A 20,849-nucleotide genomic window follows, 5' to 3' on the forward strand; every position below is an offset into this window, starting at 1 on the left:
CCCGGCTCAGCGACGACGAGGGCGTTCGCCGGGGCGCGCTGTGGTCGCCGCCGCCGTCGGAGTGGTTCGGCCTGGCCGACCCGACCGCCGTCGACATCCCGGTGCTCGGCGTGCACGGCGCGGCGGACGTGGTCAGCCCGCTGGACGCCGTGCGCGACTGGTACGCCAAGGTCGGCGACGCCCGGCTGGTCGGCCTGGTCGAGACCGGCCACGACGCGCTCAACAACCAGACGCACCGGAGCGCCGCGGCGACGATCGTGCTGTTCCTGGAACGCCTGCGGGCGGGCACGCCGCTCGTCACCGACGAGCTGGCCGGGCCGCGATGACCCGGTACGTGGTGATCGGCGGCGGCGCGGTCGGCGCGACCGTGGCCGCCCAGCTGCACCTCGCGGGCACGTCCAGCGTCCTGGTCGCGCGCGGCGCGCACCTGGCGGCGTTGCGCGAGAACGGCCTGCGGTACGTGCGCCCGGACGGCACGACGACCGTGCCCGTGCCGGTGGTCGGCGGACCGGACGAGGTGGACCTGACCGGCGACGACGTGCTCGTCGTGGCGACGAAGGCGCAGGACGTCGAGGGCGTGCTGGCCGCGTGGGCGTGGCTTCCGGTCGTCGGGCACGACGACCCGGCAGCGGCCGTGCTGCCCGTGGTGCTGCTCCAGAACGGCCTGGACAGCGAGCGGACGGCGTTGCGCCGGTTCGCGACCGTGTTCGGCGCGGTGACGTGGTCGGCGGCCAGCCACCTGCACCCCGGCGAGGTCGTGTCGCCGACCAGCCCGATCGCGAGCGTGTTCTGGATCGGCGCGTACCCCTCCGGCACGCACCCCGCGCTCGCCGCGCTGGCCGCGGACTTCACCGCCGCGGACCTCGCGACGCAGGTGGTGCCGGACATCGCCCGGTGGAAGGCGGGGAAGCTGCTGGCGATCCTGCCCAACGCCCTCACCGCCGTGTACGCGCCCAGCGCGTTGCGCGACGCCGCCGCCGAGGCGATCCGCGCCGAGGCCGGGGCGGTGTTCGACCTGGTCGGGCAGCCGGTCGCGGACTTCCCGGCGGAGAGCACGATCGACCTGGCCGGGTTCGCCGTCCGGCCGATCCCCGGCAAGGACCGGCCGGGCGCGTCGACGTGGCAGAGCGTCGCCAGAGGCGCGCCGGTGGAGTCCGACTTCCTCAACGGCGAGATCGTGCTGCTCGCCCGGCTGCACGGCGGCACGGCCCCGCTCAACGAGGCCGTGCTGCGCCGGGTGCACCAGGCCGTCGCGGCGGGCGTCGCCGCCGGATCGCTCGGCGACGAGGACCTCGCGAGACTGCTGCCCCTGGTGGAGGTGCCGTGATCAGCGGCTGGGCGTGGCCCGCCGCGCGCGGACCACGCCCAGCACCGCGTCCAGCACGAGGAACGCGACCAGGCTGATCCCCAGCAGCGGGATCGCCCAGCCGATCGCGATCAGCACCAGCGGGGCCGGGATCACGACCCACAGCGGGAGCCGCTCCCACGTGCCCCGCTTCGGCGGGCCGCCGAACGCGGCGCGGGTCGGGTTGCGCCGCCACCACATCCGGTAGCCGAGCACGATCAGCGTCAGGATCGCGGCGGCCAGCAGGAACAGCACGGCCTGGTTGGCGATCCCGAACAGCCTGCCCATGTGCGCCTGGATGCCGAGTGACGACAGCTTCGCCAGGAACGGCCGGTCGGCGAAGTCGGCGCGGGCGGTCACGGTGTCGCTCGCGGGGTCGACCGCGATCTTGTTCAACCGGACTGGCCAGGTGTTGTCGGTCTGCGACGCCGTCCACGCGCTCGCGGCGTCAGCGGGCGCGGCCAGCTCCAGAGGCCCGTCGAACCCGGTCCGCCGGGCGGTGGCGAGCACCTTGTCGAAGGTCGCCGGGTCCACGGCGGCGGTCGCGGCCTGCGTGCCGTTGTGCTGGGCGTGCTCGTCAGCGGCCGCCGCCGTCCCGCCCGGCAGCGCGGTGTCGAGCACCGGGGCCTTCGCGTTCAACGCCGTGAGGGCCGCGCTGAAGTTCTCACCCGCGTAGGTCGACCAGGTCAGGCCGGTGGCCGACAGGAACAGCGCGCCGAGCAGCGCCCACGTGCCGACGCTCGCGTGCCACGACCGGGTGCGGCGCACGCCCTTCGCGCCCGCCTCCGGGAGCAGCAGGGCGCGGACCTTCCGGCGCGCGGTCCACCGCCGGGCGAGCCACAGCGCCAGCCCGGCCAGGGAGATCACCCACAGCCAGCTCGCCGCCAGCTCCGAGTACAGCCGACCGGGCTCGCCCAGGTTGAGGTGCCGGTGCAGCCCGTCCAGCCACGTCGTCGCGGGCGTCGACCCGAACCACGTGGTCAGCTGCCCCTGCACCCGTGCCGTGTAGGGGTCCACGTACACGGTCCGGCTGTGGTCCTCGGGCAGCCCCGGCGCGGCGAACACGACCTGCGTGGCGGCCATCGGGTCGTCGGAGACCAGGACGCTCGTCACGGTCCCGTCCGGCAGGTCCTCCTGCGCCGCCCCGACCTGCTCGGCCAGCGGACGCGGCGCGCCCTGCGCCGAGGACACCGTCAGGACGTCGCCGTAGAGCACGTCGTCGATCTGCGGCGCGAGCGCGTACAGCAGCCCCGACGCGGCGGCCACCAGCAGGAACGGCCCCACCAGCACCCCGGCGTAGAAGTGCAGCCTGCGCAGCAGCGGCACCACCGACAGCCGGGGTGGACCGGCCGCCTCCTCGGTTCGGTCGGCCTCGACGACGGGAGCGGACATGCGGCACCTCTTGCAGGGAAGCGGACGGGACTCGCCGCAGTAGTCGTCCGCGTCGGCCGGTTGGTTCCCGCCCGCTAAAATCCCCGGTGCTGGTGGTTCACCCGGTCCTCGGAGCGGGTGAGGCAAGAGGGAACCCGGTGGGAATCCGGGACTGCCCCGCAGCGGTGAGCGGGAACGACCGCCGTCAAGAGCACTAGACGCGAGTCCGGGAAGCGACGGCCAGTAGGCACGAGCACGACGCCCGCGAGTCCGAAGACCTGCCACCGGTGCGCGCGCTGTTCGGCGTGCGCTGGTCCGGAGCCTCTCGGGTGGGCTGCCGCGCACTCGTGCGCTGCCGTCCTCGGCCTCCGGTCGTGGACGAGGAGCAAGGTGGACAACGCAAGCACGCTCGGCGCGGCACTGGCCCGCTCGGGCCTGACGATCCTCGTCGCGCTCCTGGCCTTCCTCGTGGCCCACCGCTTCGCGGCCCCCGACCTCGTGGACTCCCGACGCGCCACCGCCTGGCTCCGCGCCACCCCGTGGCTGCTGGCGCTGGCCGCGGTCGTGGCGGCCGTCGGCCTCGGCCTGCTCCGGTTCGCCGACGCCTGACCGCCGCTCACAGCGAGATCGTCATCCCCCCGTCCACGACGAGGGACTGGCCGGTGATCGCGCTCGACTGGTCCGACGCCAGGAACGCCACGGCGTTCGCCACGTCCCGCGGCGTGGCCAGGCGCAGCGGGGTGCGGCTTTCGCGGCGGTCGACGCCCGCCGGGTCGACCATGGCCAGCGAGCCTGGCGTGGGGATGAAACCGGGGGCGACGGAGTTGACGCGGATGCCGTTCGGGGCCAGTTCGACGGCCAGTTGGCGGGTCATGCTGGCCGCCGCGCCCTTCAGCGCGCCGTACATCGTGGCGCGCGGGAACCCGGTCGTGGAGGTGATCGAGGTGATGTTGACGATCGACCCGCCGTCGGACCCCATGGCCTTGGCCGCGCCCTGGCTGAGCCAGACCATGCCCTTGACGCCGATGGCGATCATCCGGTCGAGCGTCTCCTCCTCCACGTCCGGCAGCATCGCGTAGTGGATCCACGCCGCGTTGTTGACCACCACGTGGACGCCGCCGAACCGCTCGGTCACCACGTCGACCAGCGCCAGCACCGCCGCGCGGTCGCTCACGTCCCCGTGGACCGGGTACACGCCAGGAGCCGCCGCCGCGGGCAGGGTCGAGAGGTCGCACGACGACGGGTAGCCCACGTCGAGGCCGACGACGGCGTAGCCGTCCTCCGCCATCCGCTCGGCGATGGCCGCGCCGAGTCCCCGTGCCGATCCGCTGACGAGGCACACCCTGGTCATCTCGTGCTCCCTGTCGAAGTGGTGGACCACGGGGCGGGGGCGATGCCCTCGACGGTGGCCTTGATCTGGAGGGCGACGAACCGCGAGTAGATGCGGCACATCGCGAAGCTGCCGCCGAGCACGTAGAAGTTCGGCTGGCCGGTCCTCGACCACATGCCGCGCTGCTCCCAGTCCGGCCCCGGCCCCCAGACGGGGCCGACCCGGTCGGCGACGTCGTCGCCGAACAGCGCCCGCACGCCCTCCTGCATCGGCTTGTACCCGGTGGCGAGCACGACCAGGTCCGCCTTGACCGCGCTGCCGTCGGCGAGCACGACCTCGTCGGCGGTGAAGTGGTCGATCCCCTTGCCCTGCTTGAGCTTGATCCGGCCCTCGATGATCAGGTCCGACGCGCCGACGTTGATGTAGTAGCCGCCGAAGTACCGGATCAGCTTGAGGTAGAAGCCGGTGTCGTCCTCGCCGTTGTCCAGCGCGAACCCGGCGGCCCGCAGACCGTCCAGGAGTTCCTTGTCGTCCTCGGCCATCACCTTGCTCAACGGGCCGTGCAGCTCGCGCAGCAGCATGTTGGGCACGGACGCGCTGCGCAGGTCGGTGTCCTCCAGCGGCCGCACGCCGTCGGCCTCGCTGTAGAGCGTGAACACCCGCGCGGCGCTCGGTTCCAGGCTCACGACCGTCGTCGACGAGCGCTGGAGCATCGTCACGTCCGCGCCGCGCTGGCACAGGTCCTGCGCGATGTCGTGGGCGCTGTTGCCCGCGCCGACGACGAGGACCGTGCGGCCGTCGACGTCGAGGTCCTCGGTGCGCCCGCTGGAGTGCACGACCTGGCCCCGGAACTCGTCCATACCCTCGAACGTGGTGGTGTTGGGGATGCCGCTGACACCGGTCGCCAGCACGACGTGGCCGGGCCGCATCGTCCGGATCGAGCCGTCCGGGCGGCGCAGGCGGACGGTCCAGCGCCGGTCGTCCTCGTCGAACCGCCCGTCGAGGAACTCGGTGCCGGTCCACACGTTCAGCTCCAGCGCCTTGGCGTAGGACTCGAACCAGTCCGCGAGCATGTCCTTCGGGATGTACACCGGCCAGGTGTCCGGGAACGGCAGGTACGGCATGTGGTTGACGCAGATCTCGTTGTGCAGCGTCAGGGAGTGGTAGCGGCCGCGCCAGTTGTCGCCGATCCGCTGCATCTTGTCGACCACGAGGGTGGGCACGTCCAGCTGCCCGAGCCGCGCGGCGAGCGTGAACCCGGCCTGCCCCGCGCCGACCACCAGGACCTCCGGGTCCGCGTCCGCGAACTCCGCCGTCGCGATCCGGCGGTCCAGCCAGTTCTCCCGGCCCTCGTGCCGGTTCTCCCTCGGCCGACGGCGTCCGGTCTTCTCCGGGTACCCGTCCAGCTCCTGCAACGTGGTCAGGAACGTGAAGGCGCGCACCGCACCCCCGTCCTGCACGAGCCGGACAAAACCCCTGCCCCGCCCCAAAGCGGTCCGGAAGCCGAAGAACGCCTCGACCACGCCGGTCCGCTCGCCGATCGCCCCCACGACCGGATCCCCGTCCTCCAGCACGGGATCGGTGAACCCGCTCGGCTCGTACGCCGCCCGCAACGCCTCCTCGACCAGCGCGGGCCCGTGGAAGGTGCGGATGTCCCACGTCAGCGCCAGCAGGTCGCGCCAGTAGCAGTCCGGGGTGAACAGCGCCGCGGCGGCCGCGAAGTCGTGGCCGGTCAACGCGGTGTCGAGCGCGGCGAGCCAGTCGGCGGCGATCCGCCGCCGCGTCGGGCCCTTGGTCTCCTCGGGGACGGTCATCGGGTTCCTTTCCGCGGCGGTGGAGGGAGGGAGTTCAGGAGTCGGTGGCCTGCTTTAAACCGATCCCGGAGGCCCACAGGGTGGTCAAGGTCTGGATGACCTCTTCCTCCTCGTAGTCCTCGCCGAGGACCAGCCACACGTAGCAGAAGTTGCTGACCATCGACGTGATGGCCTCGGCGACGCAGCGCGGCGACAGCGTCGGGTCCACCCGGCCCTCGTTCTGGAGCCTGCGGATGCCCTTCTCCGACCGGTTGCGGAAGATCTGCCGGATGTTGCGGCGCATCTCCCGGAACCGCGGGCTGATCGTCGCGACCTGCTCCAGGATCGCCAGCAGCCCGGCGTTCTCCTGGTAGGCCCGCACGTAGGCGCGGGTCACGAGTTCGAACCGCTCCAACGGGTCCCGCGACGAGCCGGTGGGCACCGACGCCGCCACGTACAGCCCCTCGTTCACCTTGCGGATGACCGCGGTGAAGATGGCTTCCTTGGAGTCGAAGTACGTGTAGAACGACCCGCTCGACATGCGGGCCAACGCCGTGATGTCGGTGATCTTGGCGTCCAGGAACCCGTCGCGCACGAAGATCTCGCTCGCCGCCTCCAGGAGCCGTTCCTGGGTGCGGAACCCGCGTTCGGTGCGCGGCACCAGGATGCCCGCGTCCCAGTCCTGGTCGGACTCCACCGGCGCCGCGGTGTCCCCGCGTTCGACCGGGTCGTCCATCGGATCGCCCGTAGGTGAACTCACCACTGCCCCTTTGCCGAGTTTTCGGCGGGGACGCGAGCGTCGTCGCTCGCCGAGGGAGGGGTACCGAGGTACGCCTCGACGACCTCCGCGTTGCGGCTCACATCCCCGAGTGAGCCACTCGCGATCACCTGGCCCTGGTTCAGCACGACCACGTGGTCAGCCAGCGCCTCGACGGCCTGCATGACGTGTTCGATCATAACGATGGCGACCCCCTGCTCCCGGCACGTGCCGACCTGCCGGATCACCAGGTCCACCTCGTGCGGGGTGAGGCCCGCCATGACCTCGTCGAGCAGCAGGACCTTGGGCCGCGACACCATCGCGCGGGCGAAGTCGACCAGCCGCGTCAACGCCGTCGGGATGCTGCCCAACTGCTGGTCGCGGTACTCCCACAGCTCGAACCGCTCCAGCTCGGCGCGGGCCAGCGCGTTGGCCTGCCGGTACCCGCGGGCCTGCCGGTAGGCCGCGACCGCGACCGACTCGAACACGTTGAGGCCGCCGACGTTGCCGGAGATCTGGAACGTGCGGGTGATGCCCTTGGCGAAGGCGGTCGCCGACGGCACGCCGGTCACGTCCTCGCCGTCCAGGCGCACCCGCCCGCCGTCCGGGCGCAGCACCCCGCCGATGATGTTGACCAGCGTGGACTTGCCCGCGCCGTTCGGGCCGATCAGGGCCGTGATGGCCGCGGAGTCGGCGGTGAACGTCACGTCGGACAGCACGTTCAGCCCACCGAAGCTCTTGGCGACGTTCGCGACGTCGAGCATCAGCCCACCCTCCCGTCCACGAGTTCGCCGACCCGTTGTTCCTGCTCCGGAACGGCGGGTGGCTTGCGCCCGGTGCCGAAGACCGCCCGCACCCCGGCCTCCCAGAGCGGCATGATGCCGCCGGTGCCGAACCGCAGGAGCAGGATCACCACGACGGCGTAGGCGATCTGCGTGTAGCTGCTGACGTTGGCCGAGGACACCGCGAACGACCGGAGGAACTCCTCCAGCACGGCGATGCCGATGCCCGCCACGATCGGGCCCGCCAGCGTGCCCGCGCCGCCGATGATCGAGCCGACCATCATGGCCACGCCGATCTCCACGGTCAGCACGGACTCGTAGCTGACGATCTGGACGTACTGGGCGATCAGCGTCCCCGCGATGGACGTGAGCCCCATGCTCAGCGCCATCGCCAGCGCCTGGTTGCGGACGACCCGGATGCCCATGCTGGCGGCGATCACCGGGTCCTCCCGGATGAACGGCAGCGACCGGCCGAAGTGGGTGAACCTCATCAGCGCCGCGATCCCGATCGTGATCACGACCAGGAAACCCAGTGTCGTGTAGTAGAAGCCGCTCGGGTCCACGTACCACTGGAGGTGCGCGAAGCCCTCCTCCGTGCCGGAGTAGGAGATCCCGTTGGTGTCGCCCAGGAACGTCCACGACGCGGCGACGCCCGCGGCGGCGAGGCTCAGCGCGAGCGTGCCCAGCGCCAGGAAGAACGCGTTCACGCCGAACCGGCTCATCAGCAGGCTGATGAGGAACCCGACGACCGCCGAGATCAGCACGCCGACCACCAGGGCGATCCACGCGTTGACCTCGTGCCGCCAGGTCAGCACCGCCACCGAGAACGCGCCCGTGCCGAACGCCACGATGTGCGACAGCGACAGCTGGCCGACGTACCCGCCCGCGATGTTCCAGGTGAAGTTGCGCAGCGCGTAGAGCAGCGCGACGAACCCGACCCCGATCATCGGCGGTGGCACCAGGAACGGGTACACGAGCGCGAAGGCGAGCGCGACCGTGACGACGACGGCGTTGACCCTCCTCAGTGGAGTGTCGAGGTAGCGCAGCGGGTTCGTCATCCCACACCAACCTTCGTCAGCGACTTCCGCGGCGTGATCCGCGCGGCGGCCCGCACCACCAGCCCCTGCGGCCGGACCAGGATCACCAGGAAGAACAGCCCGTACACGAGCGCCGTGGCGAACGTGCCCGGCGCGTAGAGGCTGCCGAGCGCCTCGGCGAGCCCGAGCAGCACACCGGCGGCGACCGTGCCCCACAGCGAGCCCGCGCCGCCGATGACCACGACGATGAACGCCTTGATGGTCAGCTCCAGCCCGAGCGCGGGCGACACCGGCTGGATCGGCAGCAGCAGTCCACCGGCGATGGCGGCGAGCCCGCAGCCCAGCGCGAACGTGAGCCGGTAAACGCGCCGGACGTTGATGCCCACGTGGATCGCGCCGTTGAGGCTCTCCGAGCAGCCGCGGATGATCGTGCCGATCCTGGTCCGGTACACCAGGAACGACACCAGCAGCACCAGCACGAGGCTCAGCGCGCCCGCGGCCATCCTCGGCGCGCTGATCGTCACGCCGGAGGACGTGAACGCCTCGAACGGGTACGGGTTCGGGATCGTCTCGAACGGCTCCGGGTGCAGCACCTGGAACAGGTACTGGATGGCGATGCCCAGGCTCAGCGTGATGACGAGCTGGCTGTGGCCGCCCTTGGCCAGCCCCGACTCCAGCAGGAACCGCTGCACCAGGTACCCGACGAGCGCGCCGCCCGCCGCGGCCACGACGATCGCCCCGAGGAACGGGAGGAACCCCTTGGGCCCCAGGGAGAGCACGCCGTACATGCCGATCAGCACGAAGTAGCCGTGGGCGAAGTTCACCACCCGCATGACGGTGAACACCAGGTACAGGCCGATGCCGATCAGCGAGTACAGCAACCCCTGCAGCAGCCCGGTCGACGCCAGTTGGAGCACCGTGCTCATGCCTTCACCACCCCTCCGGTCGCGGCGCTGCCGAGGTACCCGCGCCGCATCAGCTCCGAGTCGGCCAGCTCGCCGGTCGGCCCCTCCCCCGCGATGACGCCGTTCTCCAGGACGTAGGCCCTGGAGGCGAGGGCGAACGCTTGGTGCACGTTCTGCTCGACGAGCAGGACGGTCGTGCCGCGCTCGTTGATCTCCGCGATGGTCCGCATGATCGACGTGACCACGAGCGGCGCGAGACCGAGCGACGGCTCGTCGAACACGAGCATCTTCGGCCGGGACATCAGCCCCCGGCCGATGGCGAGCATGGACCGCTCACCGCCGCTGAGCGTCCCCGCGAGCTGCGCGGCGCGTTCGGCCAGTCGCGGGAACAGCTCGTAGATCTCCTCCAGCACGGCGTCCGCGGCCACGCGGTCCCCCACGGCGACGGCGCCGAGCCTCAGGTTCTCCTCCACGGTCATGCCGGAGAACAGGTCCCGGTTCTGCGGCACCACGACCAGGCCGCGGCGGACCCGATCCCACGGCCGGACGCCGAGCAGCGACCGGCCGAGGAACGACAGCGTCGTCGCCTTGGCGGGCAACAGTCCCAGCACGCCCTCGATCAGCGACGTCTTGCCCGCCCCGTTCGACCCGACGAGGCACACGCACTCGCCCTCGCGCACCACCAGGTCGACCTGGTGCAGCACCTCGGACCGGCCCCGCTTCACGGTGAGGCCCCGGACCTCCAGCGTCGTCATGGCGGGCTACTTGCTTCCGGGGCGCGGGTAGACGATCTTGGCGGTGGCCACGGTCTCCGGGTAGACGGGGATGAACTCGCCGCCCTGCACCTGCGTGACGATGCCCTCGGCCTTGGAGTTCAGGCCCTTCTCGTCGAACTTCACGCCGTGGCCGATGATGTACATGCCGTTCTTGTCGCCGCCCAGCCCGTCGAAGTCGACCTTGCGCAGCGCCTGCGCGATCTTCTCCGAGTCGTCGGCCGTGCCGGCGATGGTGATCGCCTCGGCGGCGACCGCGAGCGCCGAGTAGTAGCACGCGCCGATGCCGTCGGGCTTCTGGCCGTCGTAGGCCGCCACGTAGTCGTCGTAGAACTTCTGCGGCGAGAACTTGGAGCCCTCCTTGGCCTTCAGCTTCTGGGTCCAGTAGCTGCCCGCCAGGTCGTTCTCCGCGATGTCGCCCGCCGACTCGACGAACTTGGTGTTGGTGTTGCCGCCGAGCACGCCGACCGTCGCCCGCGGGACGAAGCCGGACGCCTTGAGCGCGGGGTAGAACTGGAACGTGCCCTGCGGGTTGCCGCCGAAGATCAGCACGTCCGGGTTCGCCGCCTGCACCTTGCTCACCAGCGGCGCGTAGTCGCTGGTGGACGCCTCGTCGTAGGAGATCGTGTCCAGCAGCCTGACGTCCGGGAACTCCTCCTTGAGAGTGCGTTCCCACGCGGTCTTCGCCTCCGGGAAGGCGCCGAGGCTCGCGTGGACGATCAGCGCGGTCCGCACGGGGGTCCCGGCGGCCTTGGCGCCCGCCATGACGGCCCGCACCGACGCGGCGGCCCAGCCCTTCTGGTCGGGCATCGTGGGTTCGAGCTTGAACGCGTACTTGCGGCCGTCGCCGATGATCGACGCGGCGGCCTCCATCGGCACCAGCAGCGGCACCTTGATCTGGTCGGCGGTCGTCGCCGCCACGACGGTGGGAGGGCTGGCGGACGCGCCGAGGATGATCTTGCAGCCGTCCTGCACGAGCTGCTTCATCAACGCGGGCACGGCGTCCGGCTTGGACTGGTTGTCCACCGCCTTGATCACGACCTGGCGGCCGAGGATCCCGCCCAGCCCGTTGAGGTCCTTCGCGGCCAGTTGCAGGGCGTTCAACGTCTGCGTGCCGTAGGCCGCGGTCGCGCCGGTGAGCGAGGCGACGTAGCCGATGGTGATCGGGTTGCCGCCACCGCCGCCGGAGGCGGACCCGGTGTCGCCGCACGCGGCCAGGAAGCCGGTGGCCCCCAGCGCGCCCGCGCCGATCAGGAAGCGGCGCCTGGACGCCTGGATGTCGAGCAGGCCGTGGGACTTGTCGATGGCCATGGTTCGTACCTCTCGCCATTGGGAGGCGCGTCGCGCCCGGAGGAGTGGTCGTGCTGCCGTGCTCGCGAAAACCGGGGTCAACGCCCGGTCCACTGCGGTTTTCGCTTCTCGACGAACGCCGCGGCCCCCTCAAGCCGGTCGGCGCTCGTGTACGGGCTCGGGCCCGGATCCAGGCGGAGCGCGGTGGAGATGGGCAGCGTCGACCCCACCCGCACCATCGCCTTGTAGCGGCGCAGGGTGACCGGCGCGCGCTCCACGAGCTGCGCCGCGATCGCGCGGGCCCGGTCCTCCAGTTCCGCTCGCGGCGCCAGCCAGTTGACCAGCCCCACCCGGTGGGCGTCCGCCGCCTCCAGCGGCTCGCCCAGGTACAGCATCTGGAACGCGATCCCCATCGGCACCAGCCTCGGCAGCATCTGGCTGCCGAAGTTCGCCCCCAGCCCCACCTTCGACTCCGGCAGCATCAGCCGCGCGTCGTCGCTGGCGATGCGCAGGTCGCACGCCATCGCCAGTTCCAGGCCGCCTCCGACGACCCAGCCGTGCAGCACCGCGAGCGTCGGCTTCCCGCACTCCAGCACCGTTTCGTACAGGTTCCGCATCGGCCCGCTCATCGGCAGGTACGCCGCCGCGCCCGCGCGGTCGTTGCCGTTCATCTGCTTGAGGTCCGCGCCGGCGCTGAACGCGCGGTCCCCGTTGGCGCTGAGCAGCACGACCCGGACGCCGTCGTCGCGGTCCAGGTCCGCGAACACCTCGACCAGTTCCCGTTGCAGCTCCGCGCTCAACGCGTTGAGGTGGTCCGGGCGGTTCAGGGTCACCGTGGCCACGGAGTCGGTGACGTCGATCAGCAGCGCGCTCATCAGGCGTCCCCCACGCTGGCGCTCAGCCGCGGCCACAGGCCCGCGCCGCCGTCCGCGATCACGCCGCGGCCCAGCGGCGCGGCCCACTCGCGGGCCGTGCCGAACTCGTCCTGCCACGCCCACAGCCGCTTGGTGAACCACGGCAGCGCGTGCTCGTCCGTGACGCCGATGGCCCCGTGGACCTGGTGCGCCCGCTTGGTCACCACGGCCGCGGCGCAGCCCGCCGTGTTCTTCGCCGCCGCGGCCGCGAACCCCGCCTGCTCCGGTGACGCGGCCACCGCGAGGCGCACCGCCATCCCGGCGCACAGCGCCTCCTCGGCGATGGCGACCAGGTGCTGCTGCACGGCCTGGAACGACGAGATCGTCTTGCCGAACTGCTCGCGTTCCCCCGCGTAGGCGAGGGAGAGCTCCAACGCCGACTCCATCGCCCCGGCCATCGACGCGGCCCGCAGCACCGCTCCCCGCTCCCGCAGCGCGTCCGGCCCGACCGCCCCGTCCACCACCGTGTGCGCGGCGACGCCGTGGAACTCCAGGGTGTCCCGCGGCTCGCCCGCCAGGTTCACCCCGTGCCGGACGTCCTGCGGCACGGGCAGCACCACGAGCACGCCGTCCACGAGCGCGGCCACGTGACCGCTGTCGCGCCCCCACGGCACGCGGTGCAGCGTCCCGGAAACGGCCCAGCCGTCCCCGGAGCGCACCACCCGCAGGTCGTCGTCGGCGTGCCCGACCGCGCACGTCGTGATCCCCTCGGGCAGGGTCTCCTCGGCCGCGCCGACGAGCCACGCCGCGAGCCCCGCCGTCTCCACCAGCGGCACCGGCGCGGCGGCCCGGCCGACGGCACGGGCCAGCACGACGAGTTCGGCCAGCTCGGCGCCGTCCCCGCCGAGCGTCGTCAGCCCGGCCTTGTCCAGCAGCGTCCACAGCTCGTGCGGGAAGTCGCGCCCGACGGCGATCCGCGCGGAGCGGTCGAAGTGCCTCGCGAAGATCGCGGCCAGGGTCTCGTCCAAGAGCTGGAGTTCGTCGCTCATACCGCTCTCCGCTTCTCGCGCAGGAGGTGCTTGGCCGCGACGGACCGCAGCACCTCGTTGGTGCCGCCGCGCAGCGTGAAGGTGGGCGCGGTGACCGTGGCGTCGGCCAGCAGCCGCCCGAACAGGTCGCCGTCCGGGTCCTGGTCGCCGCCCGCGAGGTCGCGGACCACGTCCAGCACGTCCTGCTCGAAGGACGTGCCGAGGTCCTTGACCAGCGTCGCCTCGACCACCGGCACCTCGCCGTCGTCGAGCGACCGCGCGATCGACAGCGACATGTTGCGCAGCACCCAGTACCGGGCGGCGAGCGCGCCGAGCCGCAGCTCCGCCTCCGGCCCGGCGGCGTGCCGGAAGTCCAGGAAGTACCGCAGCACCGGGAACGTCGTGAGGAACCGGTCCGGACCCGAGCGCTCGTAGGCCAGCTCCGACGTGACCTGGTGCCAGCCGGAGCCGACCTCGCCGAGCACCAGGTGGTCGGGCACGAAGACGTCCTCGAACACGACCTCGTTGAAGTGGTGCTGCCCGTTGAGCAGCCGGATGGGCGACACGGTCAGGCCGTCCGACCGCAGGTCGACGATGAGCTGGCTCAGCCCGGCGTGCTTGCGCTCCCCCCGCGGCGAGGTGCGGCACAGCGTCATGACGTAGTGGCAGTACTGCGCGCCCGACGTCCACACCTTGCGGCCGTTGAGCAGCCAGCCGCCGTCGGTGCGGGTGGCCCTGGTGCGCACCGACGCGAGGTCCGACCCGCTGTCCGGTTCGCTCATGCCCAGGCAGAAGAACACGTCGCCGCTGACGATCCGGGGCAGGAACTCGCGCTTGAGCCGTTCACTGCCGAAGCGCAGGATCACCGGCGCGGTCTGCCGGTCGGCGACCCAGTGCGCCCCGACCGGGGCACCGGCCGCGAGCAGCTCCTCCACGACGAGGAACCGCTCGGTCGCCGACCTCCCCGGCCCGCCGTACTCCTCGGGCACGACCATGCCGACCCACCCCCGTGCGGCCAGCCTGCGGCTGAACTCCACGTCGGCGGCGGCGTTGATGCCCAGTTCGGGCAGGTAGGTCCCGCTGGGGAACTCCTCGGCCACGAACTCGCGCACCCGCACGCGCAGGTCTTCCTCGTCCGCTGTCAGGCCCGACGGCCGGAACTCGATCACCGCTCCGCTCCCGTCGTCACGTCGTCGTCGCCCCGCAGCCGCCGGGCCTGGGTCCAGATCTGCACGCCGCGCTCGACCTCGATGGCCGTCGACCACGGCAGCGGCGACGGGTCGGCCTCCGCGCGGAACGACTTCGCCACCCGCCGGGCCAGCACCGGGTCACCGGCGACCCGCCCGGCCAGCGCGAGCGCCCGCGCCTCCACCTCGTCGTCGGGCACGGCGTCCCACGCGAGTCCGAGCTGGACGGCGCGGGGGCCGGACACCTCCTCGCTGAACACGCCCATCGCCGCGGCCGCCTCCCGACCCCCCACGCGGGAGGCGATCGTGAAGAACCCGCCGCCGGGGTGGATGCCCGCCTTGAGGAAGCCCGCGATGAGCCGGGCGTCGTCGGCGACGATCCGCAGGTCCGTGGCCAGCGCCAGGTTCAGCCCCGCGCCTACCGCCGCCCCGCGCACCGCGCTGATCGTCGGGACCTTGATCTGGCCCACCCGGTAGAACGCCCCGTAGATGTCGTCGGTCTCGGCGTAGGCGCTGTCGCTCATGGGATCGGCGTACGTGCCGCTCCACGACCGGGTGTCCGCGCCGGAGCAGAACGTGCCGCCGTCGCCGCGCACGACCACCGCGCCGATCGTCGCGTCGGCGTCGATCCGGTCGCAGAACTCGGTGAGCTGGTGGGACATCTTCAGCGTGAGGGCGTTCTTGATGGACGGGTTGCTGACGGTGAGGACGGCGATCCCGTGCTCGACGTCCAGGCGGATCTCCGGTGTCATGCGCTCGTCTCCAGGCGTAGCAGGAAGTCCAGTGCGATCGCCCGCGCTCCGGCGTCGACCAGCCGCAGCGGGTTGACCTCGAGTTCGACCAGCCGGTCGCCCACGAGCACCGCGAGCCTGCTGAGCGTCGCGATGGCGGCGGCCGCCGCGTCCAGGTCGTGGCCCGGCCGCCCGCGGAACCCGGTGAGCAGCGGCGCGGCCTTCAGCTCCAGCAGCATCTCCTTGGCCCGCCGCGCGTCCACCGGGGCGAGCCCGGTCGTGGTGTCCCGGTACAGCTCCGTGGTCACCCCGCCCATGCCTACGGTGAGCAGCGGCGGGAACCCCGGCTCGGTGTTGGTGATCCCGACCAGCAGCTCGGGCCCCTCCCCCACCTGCTCCTGCACCAGCACGTCGGTCGCGCCCTCGGCGGCGAAGCGGACGACGATCTCGTCGTAGACGGCCGCGGCCTCGTCGACGCCGACCCCGAGCCGCACGCCCCCGCGTTCGGTCTTGTGCGGGACGTCGGGCGACTGGATCTTCAACACCAGCGGGCCGTCCAACGCCCGCGCGGCGTCGGCCGCCTGCTCCGCGGAGGACACCAGCCGTTCCCGCGGCCGGTCGATCCCCAGCGCCGCCAACACCTGCGCGCCCTCGTGCTCGGTGATCACGCCACCGCGCAGTCCACTGAGGACGTCCAGGTCGGACAGGTGCCCGTTGGGCTGCGACGGCACCGGGACGCTCGTGCCCAGCGCGTGCAGCACGCCGACGCCGATGCGCGGCGAGTCGAACACCGGCATCCCCTTGGCGCGCAGGATCTCCCTGGCCTCGGCGGTCTGCTGCCGGGCGGCGAGCCACACGACCACCACGGGCTTGGTCGCGCGGGCCCAGAGCCCGCACAGGCCGTCGGCCATCGACGTGGCCAGCCCGCCCGTGACCATGGTCAGCACGACCAGCACCGAGTCCACGGTGGGATCAGCCAGCACCTCGTCGCAGACCGCGATGAACCCGTCGGTCTCGTTGGCCTTGAACATCTGCGCCGTCACGTCGACCGGGTTGGACACGGCCCCGAAGTCCGGCACGACCTTCGACAGCCTGGCCCGCACCGGCTCGGTGAGGTCCTCCACGGTCATCCCGCGCGCCTCGGCCTGGTCCGCGGCGAGGCTGCCCGCGCCACCGGAGGTCGTGATGATGGCGAGCCGGTCGCCCCCGGACCGCGGCAGGACGCTCAGCGCGTGGGCCGTGGCGATGAAGTCCTCGACGTCGTCGGCCTGGATCACTCCGCGCTCGCGGCACATCGCGGTGAACGCCGCGTCGTCGCCGATGATCGCGCCGGTGTGCGACGTGGCCGCCCGCGCCCCGGACCGCGACAGCGCCGACCGGAGCACCAGCACCGACTTGCCCAGCTCGGCGGCGCGCGCCGTGAGCCGGTCGAACTCCGCGCCGGGCACCGGGCTCTCCAGGTACAGCGTGAGGACCTCGATCCGCGGGTCCTCGACCAGGAAGTTCGCGATCTCCGTCGCCCCGAGGTCGGCCTGGTTGCCGGTGCTGGCCCAGGTGCCGATCCGCAGGCCGCGCTCCCGCGCCAGGCTGAAGATGGAGCCTCCGACCGCTCCGCTCTGGCCGATGTAGGCGATGTTGCCGGGCTCCGGCACGCCCAGTTCGAGCGCCGCGGTGAACGACGCGACCACGTGGTCGTGGACCGCGACGAGCCCCTGGCAGTTGGGGCCGAGCAGGCGGACGCCGTGCTCGCGGGCCAGCCGCACGAGGTCGTCCTGGAGCGCCTGGCCGTCCGGGCCGGTCTCGGCGAAGCCCGACGCGAACACGACCGCCGCCGTCGCCCCGGCCCTGGCCACGGCGGGCAGCTGCCGTACGACCTCGGTGGCCGACACCAGCATCAGCACCAGGTCGACCTCGCCCGGCAGGTCGTCGAGCGACGGGTAGCACGGCAGGCCCTCGAGGGTCTGGTAGCCGGGGTTCACCGGGTAGACGGCCCCGGCGAACCCGTGCTCGACCAGGTAGGTCAGCGGCCGGGCGAAGGGGTTGCCGACCCGGCCGGACGCGCCGAGGACGGCGATGGCCCTCGGCCGGAACAGGGCCGTGAGGTCGGTTCCGGCGGCGAGTCCGGCAGGCGGGGCGAACGTGGCGGCGTCAGACACCTGGCGACTCCCGTGGCGGCTGGTGGGGTGTTGCGAGCATGTAACTTGAACCTGAATTCAGTGTCAAGTAGTGTCCTGGACCACACAAGATCAAGGAGTCGCCGGATGAGGTTCGGACTGACCCACGGGAACATCGGCCGCTTCGCGGACCCCGAAGCCGCAGGTCGGCTCGCGGTCGCGGCGGAAGCCTCCGGTTTCGACTCGCTGTGGACGATTGAGCACGTCGTGCTGCCCACCGAGTACGAGCCCCTCTACCCCGAGACCGCCGACGGCCGGATCCCGTTCGCGCCGGACCACCCGATCGCCGATCCGCTGGTCTGGATGGCGTTCGTCGCGGCACGCACCACGACGATCAAACTCGGCACGGCCGTCCTGGTCCTGCCCCAGCGCAACGCGCTGATCACCGCCAAGGAGGTCGCGACCCTGGACCGCCTGTCCGGCGGCCGGACGCTCCTGGGCGTCGGCGCGGGCTGGCTGCGCGAGGAGTTCGACGCGCTGCGCGTGGGCTTCGAGGACCGCGGCAGGCGGATGAACGACACGATCGGGGCGATGCGCGCCCTCTGGTCGGGCGAACCGGCCGACTTCACCAGCGACTCGGTCGCGTTCCAGGGCGTGGTCAGCTCCCCAAGGCCGCACGGTCCAAGCGTCCCGATCCACATCGGCGGCTTCACCGTCCCCGCCGCCATCAGGGCGGGCAGGCTGGGCGACGGCTTCTTCCCCGGCGGCTACGACCTCGAACGCCTCGACGTGCTGATCAAGCGCTGCCGCAAGGAGGCCGAGGCCACCGGCCGCGACCCCGACGCCATCGAGATCACCAGCCGGTGGACCAAGAACCCCGCCGAGCTGACGAACCTCGACACCCTGCACCGGCTCGCCGACCTGGGCGTGGACCGCGTGACCGTCTCGACCCTGGTGTTCGACCACGAGCACATCGCCGACGACCTGGCCCGCTTCCAGGACACCGTGATCGCCAAGTTCTAGCCCCTTCCGCCAGAGGAGTCCCGCAGCGATGCCCGCAGTCGAATCCGTCCTCGGCCCGATCGACGCCGACGACCTCGGTCAGACCCTGATGCACGAGCACGTGTTCGTCCTCGACCAGGAGATCGAGTCGAACTACCCCGGCCGCTGGAACACCGAGGAGCGCATGGCCGACGCCCGCCAGAAGCTCCAGGACGTGGCCTCGCGAGGTGTCCGCACGATCGTGGACCTCACCGTCCTCGGCCTAGGCCGCAACGTGGCCCGCGTCGTCGAGGTGGCCAAGGAGGTGGACGTCCAGATCCTCGCCGCGACCGGCCTGTACACCTACGACGACGTGCCGATGTTCTTCCGCTTCCGCGGCCCCGGCAAGCTCGTCGACGGCCCTGAACTGCTGACGGAGTTCTTCATCAAGGACATCACCGAGGGCATCGGCGACACCGGCGTGAAGGCGGCGATCCTCAAGTGCGCCACCGACCGCGCGGGCGTGACCGAGGGCGTCGACCGCGTCCTGCGAGCCGTGGCCCGCACCCACCTGGAGACGGGCGTGCCCATCTCCACCCACACCCACGCCCTCACCGAACGCGGCCTGGAGCAGCAGGCCATCTTCCGCGAGGAGGGCGTGAACCTCGAACGGGTGGTCATCGGCCACTCCGGCGACACCACCGACCTCGTCTACCTGCGCAAACTGATGGACGCGGGCTCCTACATCGGCATGGACCGCTTCGGCCTGGACCTGATGCTCCCGTTCGAGGACCGCGTGCAGACGGTCGCCGCCCTCTGCGCGGAGGGCTACGCGGAACGCATCGTCCTCTCCCACGACGCGGCGTGCTTCACCCACAACTTCGACGTCGAGGTGAAACGCGAACTGCTCCCCCGCTGGCGCTTCACCCACCTCCACGACGAGGTCCTCCCAGCCCTACGGGAACGCGGAACCACCCAGGACCAGATCGACCAGATGCTCATCCACAACCCCCGCCGAGTCCTCTCCCCCAGTTAGATCCGAACGGGCCGGTCCGAACGGCGGAGGGCATGATGCTCCGGTGAGCCTGACCAGCCAACTCGACGGCGGAGCGCTAGGCGCCTGGTTCGCGGGCCGCTTCCCCGGCACCGAGCGCCTGGCAGCGTCGATCACCACAGCCGCAAACCGGGTAGACCCGGTACCCCCACCACCAGCAGAACACCACCACACGATCGACCGCGCCTTCACCACCCGCGCGGCCCTGCTGATAGACGGCGCACCCCCGTACAGCGCCCTACAAGGCTTGGTCACCGCAGGCCTGGCCTCACAAGACTGGGCCCACCGCACAGCAGCCACGTTCCCGTCCCACAGAGGCCTCCCCCCACACCACGCCACCCGAGCCCAGGACTTCCGCCCCACCCCCACAGGCTGGCTGGACCTCAAAACCCCACCCACAACCTCCCTCATAACCCGCCACGAACCAGTACTGACAGAGTTCTTCGGACGCCTGGTCCGCTACTTGGACGGCCACGCCCCACCCGGCACCTTGGGCACCCCCAACGTGGAAGCCGGCTTCGCCCGCATGTGCACCCTGCTGGCCTCATGGGCAACCCCGAACACCAACGACGCCCTCACCACCCTGCAAGCAAGCCAGAACTACACGGTCGACGACCTCTGGGACCTCCCGGACGAACCCACGGTCCTCGCCCTCACAGCGTTGGCGGAACGCCTACGCACCCACGACACAGACCGCCCCCTCGAAACCTGGCGAGCGTGGGGCCACGACTACGCGGAACCAACAGGCCCGGCAACCCTCAAACGCGCGGACACAGGCCAAGCGGGAACAGGTCTACCAGTAGGCGTCTGGGGCGCGTCCACACCGACACTGGTCCCCCACTGGGCCACAGCCGACCTCTTGATCGGCACCCACCTCATAGACGTACGAACAACAGACCCCACAACCAACCCCACAGAAATCGCCCACTGGCTCTGGCGCCTAGCGGCCTACACCTGGCTGGACACCACAACCCGCTACCGGGCACGCACAGTAGGCCTCTACCTGGCAGCCCACGGCCTACACATCACCTGGGACGCCACCACCTTCACGCAAGCACTACTGGCCTCCCCGAAGGGCACGGAAGCAGCCCGCAAAGACTTCCTGGCCCAAGCCCGCAAAATCATCAAAACAGAAGGCGCAACCCCACCCCCAACACCAGGCCTCAAAGTCCCCATCCCCTGGCGCCCCCGCCCCTAACCCACACCCTCCCAAAGCAGCCCCCGACCTCAAGGGCCTGAGGGTGTGCTGGTAGGTCATCGGGCTGAGCCGACCCAACCCGACCCGCGACTAAGTGCCCACCATCCGGCCCCCGGCCCCAACTCACCCCGTGACCACCCTCGGCCCGACCCCACTCGCACCGATCGGAACTGCTCTCTCCATCTTCCGGCCCCCGGCCGGCACTCGCACCGCGCCCCAACCGCACCGTGCCGGCAGGTTCTTCTAACCCCCAACCCTGGCAGCCCCCGATTGTTTTTGCGCCCCCACCCTCTTTCGCTTTGTCAAGGCGTCTTTCCAG

At 71.5% G+C, this 20,849-nt stretch carries 19 protein-coding genes, 1 pseudogene and 1 riboswitch; of the genes and pseudogenes, 6 read left to right on the forward strand and 14 right to left on the reverse strand.

From position 1 onward, the window contains the following. Positions 1–326, forward strand: a pseudogene (locus tag ACFWW9_RS40015) (lysophospholipase); the annotation flags it as partial. Continuing rightward, positions 323–1,327 (forward strand): ketopantoate reductase family protein, encoded by a 1,005-nt coding sequence (locus tag ACFWW9_RS40020; protein WP_390387851.1) that lies wholly within the window; start codon positions 323–325, stop codon positions 1,325–1,327. The pseudogene ACFWW9_RS40015 and the gene ACFWW9_RS40020, both read left to right, overlap by 4 nt. Here the strand turns inward: ACFWW9_RS40020 and ACFWW9_RS40025 are convergent, their stop codons facing one another. Continuing rightward, a complete protein-coding gene (locus ACFWW9_RS40025) occupies positions 1,328–2,737 on the reverse strand; it encodes a PepSY-associated TM helix domain-containing protein (protein ID WP_390387853.1) in 1,410 nt (469 codons plus the stop codon). A 76-nt stretch (positions 2,738–2,813) separates the two neighbouring features. Continuing rightward, positions 2,814–3,017, forward strand: a riboswitch (cobalamin riboswitch). An 89-nt stretch (positions 3,018–3,106) separates the two neighbouring features. Here ACFWW9_RS40025 and ACFWW9_RS40030 point away from each other — a divergent pair. Beyond that, positions 3,107–3,325, forward strand: coding sequence for a hypothetical protein (locus ACFWW9_RS40030; RefSeq protein ID WP_390387854.1), 219 nt, complete (start codon positions 3,107–3,109; stop codon positions 3,323–3,325). Positions 3,326–3,332: 7 nt separating this feature from the next. On the opposite strand, the gene ACFWW9_RS40035 is transcribed toward ACFWW9_RS40030, so the two are convergent. From ACFWW9_RS40035 to ACFWW9_RS40095, 13 genes are all read right to left on the reverse strand, one after another. Further along, positions 3,333–4,067 carry an SDR family NAD(P)-dependent oxidoreductase gene (locus ACFWW9_RS40035; RefSeq protein ID WP_390387855.1) on the reverse strand — a complete coding sequence of 245 codons (735 nt, stop codon included), beginning with the start codon at positions 4,065–4,067 and terminating at the stop codon, positions 3,333–3,335. After that, positions 4,064–5,860: an FAD-dependent oxidoreductase gene (locus tag ACFWW9_RS40040; protein ID WP_390387856.1), complete on the reverse strand. Its 1,797-nt coding sequence runs from the start codon at positions 5,858–5,860 to the stop codon at positions 4,064–4,066. The genes ACFWW9_RS40035 and ACFWW9_RS40040 overlap by 4 nt, the downstream gene beginning before the upstream one ends. Before the next feature lie 34 nt (positions 5,861–5,894). Continuing rightward, positions 5,895–6,599, reverse strand: a complete 705-nt coding sequence (locus tag ACFWW9_RS40045) for a TetR/AcrR family transcriptional regulator (RefSeq protein ID WP_390387857.1) — start codon at positions 6,597–6,599, stop codon at positions 5,895–5,897. Beyond that, positions 6,596–7,360: an ABC transporter ATP-binding protein gene (locus ACFWW9_RS40050; RefSeq protein ID WP_390387858.1), complete on the reverse strand. Its 765-nt coding sequence runs from the start codon at positions 7,358–7,360 to the stop codon at positions 6,596–6,598. The genes ACFWW9_RS40045 and ACFWW9_RS40050 overlap by 4 nt, the downstream gene beginning before the upstream one ends. Continuing rightward, positions 7,360–8,436, reverse strand: a complete 1,077-nt coding sequence (locus ACFWW9_RS40055) for a branched-chain amino acid ABC transporter permease (RefSeq protein WP_390387860.1) — start codon at positions 8,434–8,436, stop codon at positions 7,360–7,362. Before ACFWW9_RS40055 ends, ACFWW9_RS40050 begins: the two co-directional genes overlap by 1 nt. Then, a complete protein-coding gene (locus ACFWW9_RS40060; protein ID WP_390387861.1) occupies positions 8,433–9,341 on the reverse strand; it encodes a branched-chain amino acid ABC transporter permease in 909 nt (302 codons plus the stop codon). Before ACFWW9_RS40060 ends, ACFWW9_RS40055 begins: the two co-directional genes overlap by 4 nt. After that, on the reverse strand, positions 9,338–10,075 hold the full coding sequence (locus tag ACFWW9_RS40065; RefSeq protein ID WP_390387863.1) for an ABC transporter ATP-binding protein: 738 nt from the start codon (positions 10,073–10,075) through the stop codon (positions 9,338–9,340). Before ACFWW9_RS40065 ends, ACFWW9_RS40060 begins: the two co-directional genes overlap by 4 nt. 6 nt (positions 10,076–10,081) lie before the next feature. Beyond that, complete coding sequence (locus ACFWW9_RS40070; protein ID WP_390387864.1) at positions 10,082–11,404, reverse strand: ABC transporter substrate-binding protein; 1,323 nt, start codon at positions 11,402–11,404, stop codon at positions 10,082–10,084. A 77-nt stretch (positions 11,405–11,481) separates the two neighbouring features. Beyond that, positions 11,482–12,258, reverse strand: coding sequence for an enoyl-CoA hydratase/isomerase family protein (locus ACFWW9_RS40075; protein WP_390387865.1), 777 nt, complete (start codon positions 12,256–12,258; stop codon positions 11,482–11,484). Next, positions 12,258–13,286 carry an acyl-CoA dehydrogenase family protein gene (locus tag ACFWW9_RS40080; protein ID WP_390387866.1) on the reverse strand — a complete coding sequence of 343 codons (1,029 nt, stop codon included), beginning with the start codon at positions 13,284–13,286 and terminating at the stop codon, positions 12,258–12,260. Before ACFWW9_RS40080 ends, ACFWW9_RS40075 begins: the two co-directional genes overlap by 1 nt. Beyond that, positions 13,283–14,434 (reverse strand): acyl-CoA dehydrogenase family protein, encoded by a 1,152-nt coding sequence (locus ACFWW9_RS40085; RefSeq protein ID WP_390387867.1) that lies wholly within the window; start codon positions 14,432–14,434, stop codon positions 13,283–13,285. The genes ACFWW9_RS40080 and ACFWW9_RS40085 overlap by 4 nt, the downstream gene beginning before the upstream one ends. Continuing rightward, positions 14,431–15,204: an enoyl-CoA hydratase/isomerase family protein gene (locus tag ACFWW9_RS40090; protein WP_390387868.1), complete on the reverse strand. Its 774-nt coding sequence runs from the start codon at positions 15,202–15,204 to the stop codon at positions 14,431–14,433. The genes ACFWW9_RS40085 and ACFWW9_RS40090 overlap by 4 nt, the downstream gene beginning before the upstream one ends. Then, a complete protein-coding gene (locus ACFWW9_RS40095) occupies positions 15,201–17,339 on the reverse strand; it encodes an acetate--CoA ligase family protein (protein WP_390387870.1) in 2,139 nt (712 codons plus the stop codon). The genes ACFWW9_RS40090 and ACFWW9_RS40095 overlap by 4 nt, the downstream gene beginning before the upstream one ends. Before the next feature lie 105 nt (positions 17,340–17,444). Here ACFWW9_RS40095 and ACFWW9_RS40100 point away from each other — a divergent pair, with 105 nt between their 5' ends. The 3 genes from ACFWW9_RS40100 to ACFWW9_RS40110 are packed head-to-tail and all read left to right on the forward strand — an operon-like array spanning position 17,445 to position 20,530. Beyond that, positions 17,445–18,320 carry an LLM class F420-dependent oxidoreductase gene (locus ACFWW9_RS40100; RefSeq protein ID WP_390387872.1) on the forward strand — a complete coding sequence of 292 codons (876 nt, stop codon included), beginning with the start codon at positions 17,445–17,447 and terminating at the stop codon, positions 18,318–18,320. A 28-nt stretch (positions 18,321–18,348) separates the two neighbouring features. After that, positions 18,349–19,314, forward strand: coding sequence for a phosphotriesterase (locus ACFWW9_RS40105; protein ID WP_390387873.1), 966 nt, complete (start codon positions 18,349–18,351; stop codon positions 19,312–19,314). Between the two features lie 43 nt (positions 19,315–19,357). Then, positions 19,358–20,530: a hypothetical protein gene (locus ACFWW9_RS40110; protein WP_390387874.1), complete on the forward strand. Its 1,173-nt coding sequence runs from the start codon at positions 19,358–19,360 to the stop codon at positions 20,528–20,530. Positions 20,531–20,849: the final 319 nt, after the last annotated feature.

It is taken from the genome of Umezawaea sp. NPDC059074, assembly GCF_042738955.1.
Lineage (GTDB): Bacteria > Actinomycetota > Actinomycetes > Mycobacteriales > Pseudonocardiaceae > Umezawaea.

Coding starts and splice junctions, on each gene's coding strand:
- ACFWW9_RS40020 (WP_390387851.1), top strand. CDS start 323: ATGACCCGGTACGTGGTGATCGGCGGCGGCGCGGTCGGCGCGACCGTG.
- ACFWW9_RS40025 (WP_390387853.1), bottom strand. CDS start 2,737: ATGTCCGCTCCCGTCGTCGAGGCCGACCGAACCGAGGAGGCGGCCGGT.
- ACFWW9_RS40035 (WP_390387855.1), bottom strand. CDS start 4,067: ATGACCAGGGTGTGCCTCGTCAGCGGATCGGCACGGGGACTCGGCGCG.
- ACFWW9_RS40040 (WP_390387856.1), bottom strand. CDS start 5,860: ATGACCGTCCCCGAGGAGACCAAGGGCCCGACGCGGCGGCGGATCGCC.
- ACFWW9_RS40050 (WP_390387858.1), bottom strand. CDS start 7,360: ATGCTCGACGTCGCGAACGTCGCCAAGAGCTTCGGTGGGCTGAACGTG.
- ACFWW9_RS40055 (WP_390387860.1), bottom strand. CDS start 8,436: ATGACGAACCCGCTGCGCTACCTCGACACTCCACTGAGGAGGGTCAAC.
- ACFWW9_RS40060 (WP_390387861.1), bottom strand. CDS start 9,341: ATGAGCACGGTGCTCCAACTGGCGTCGACCGGGCTGCTGCAGGGGTTG.
- ACFWW9_RS40065 (WP_390387863.1), bottom strand. CDS start 10,075: ATGACGACGCTGGAGGTCCGGGGCCTCACCGTGAAGCGGGGCCGGTCC.
- ACFWW9_RS40070 (WP_390387864.1), bottom strand. CDS start 11,404: ATGGCCATCGACAAGTCCCACGGCCTGCTCGACATCCAGGCGTCCAGG.
- ACFWW9_RS40075 (WP_390387865.1), bottom strand. CDS start 12,258: ATGAGCGCGCTGCTGATCGACGTCACCGACTCCGTGGCCACGGTGACC.
- ACFWW9_RS40080 (WP_390387866.1), bottom strand. CDS start 13,286: ATGAGCGACGAACTCCAGCTCTTGGACGAGACCCTGGCCGCGATCTTC.
- ACFWW9_RS40090 (WP_390387868.1), bottom strand. CDS start 15,204: ATGACACCGGAGATCCGCCTGGACGTCGAGCACGGGATCGCCGTCCTC.
- ACFWW9_RS40100 (WP_390387872.1), top strand. CDS start 17,445: ATGAGGTTCGGACTGACCCACGGGAACATCGGCCGCTTCGCGGACCCC.
- ACFWW9_RS40105 (WP_390387873.1), top strand. CDS start 18,349: ATGCCCGCAGTCGAATCCGTCCTCGGCCCGATCGACGCCGACGACCTC.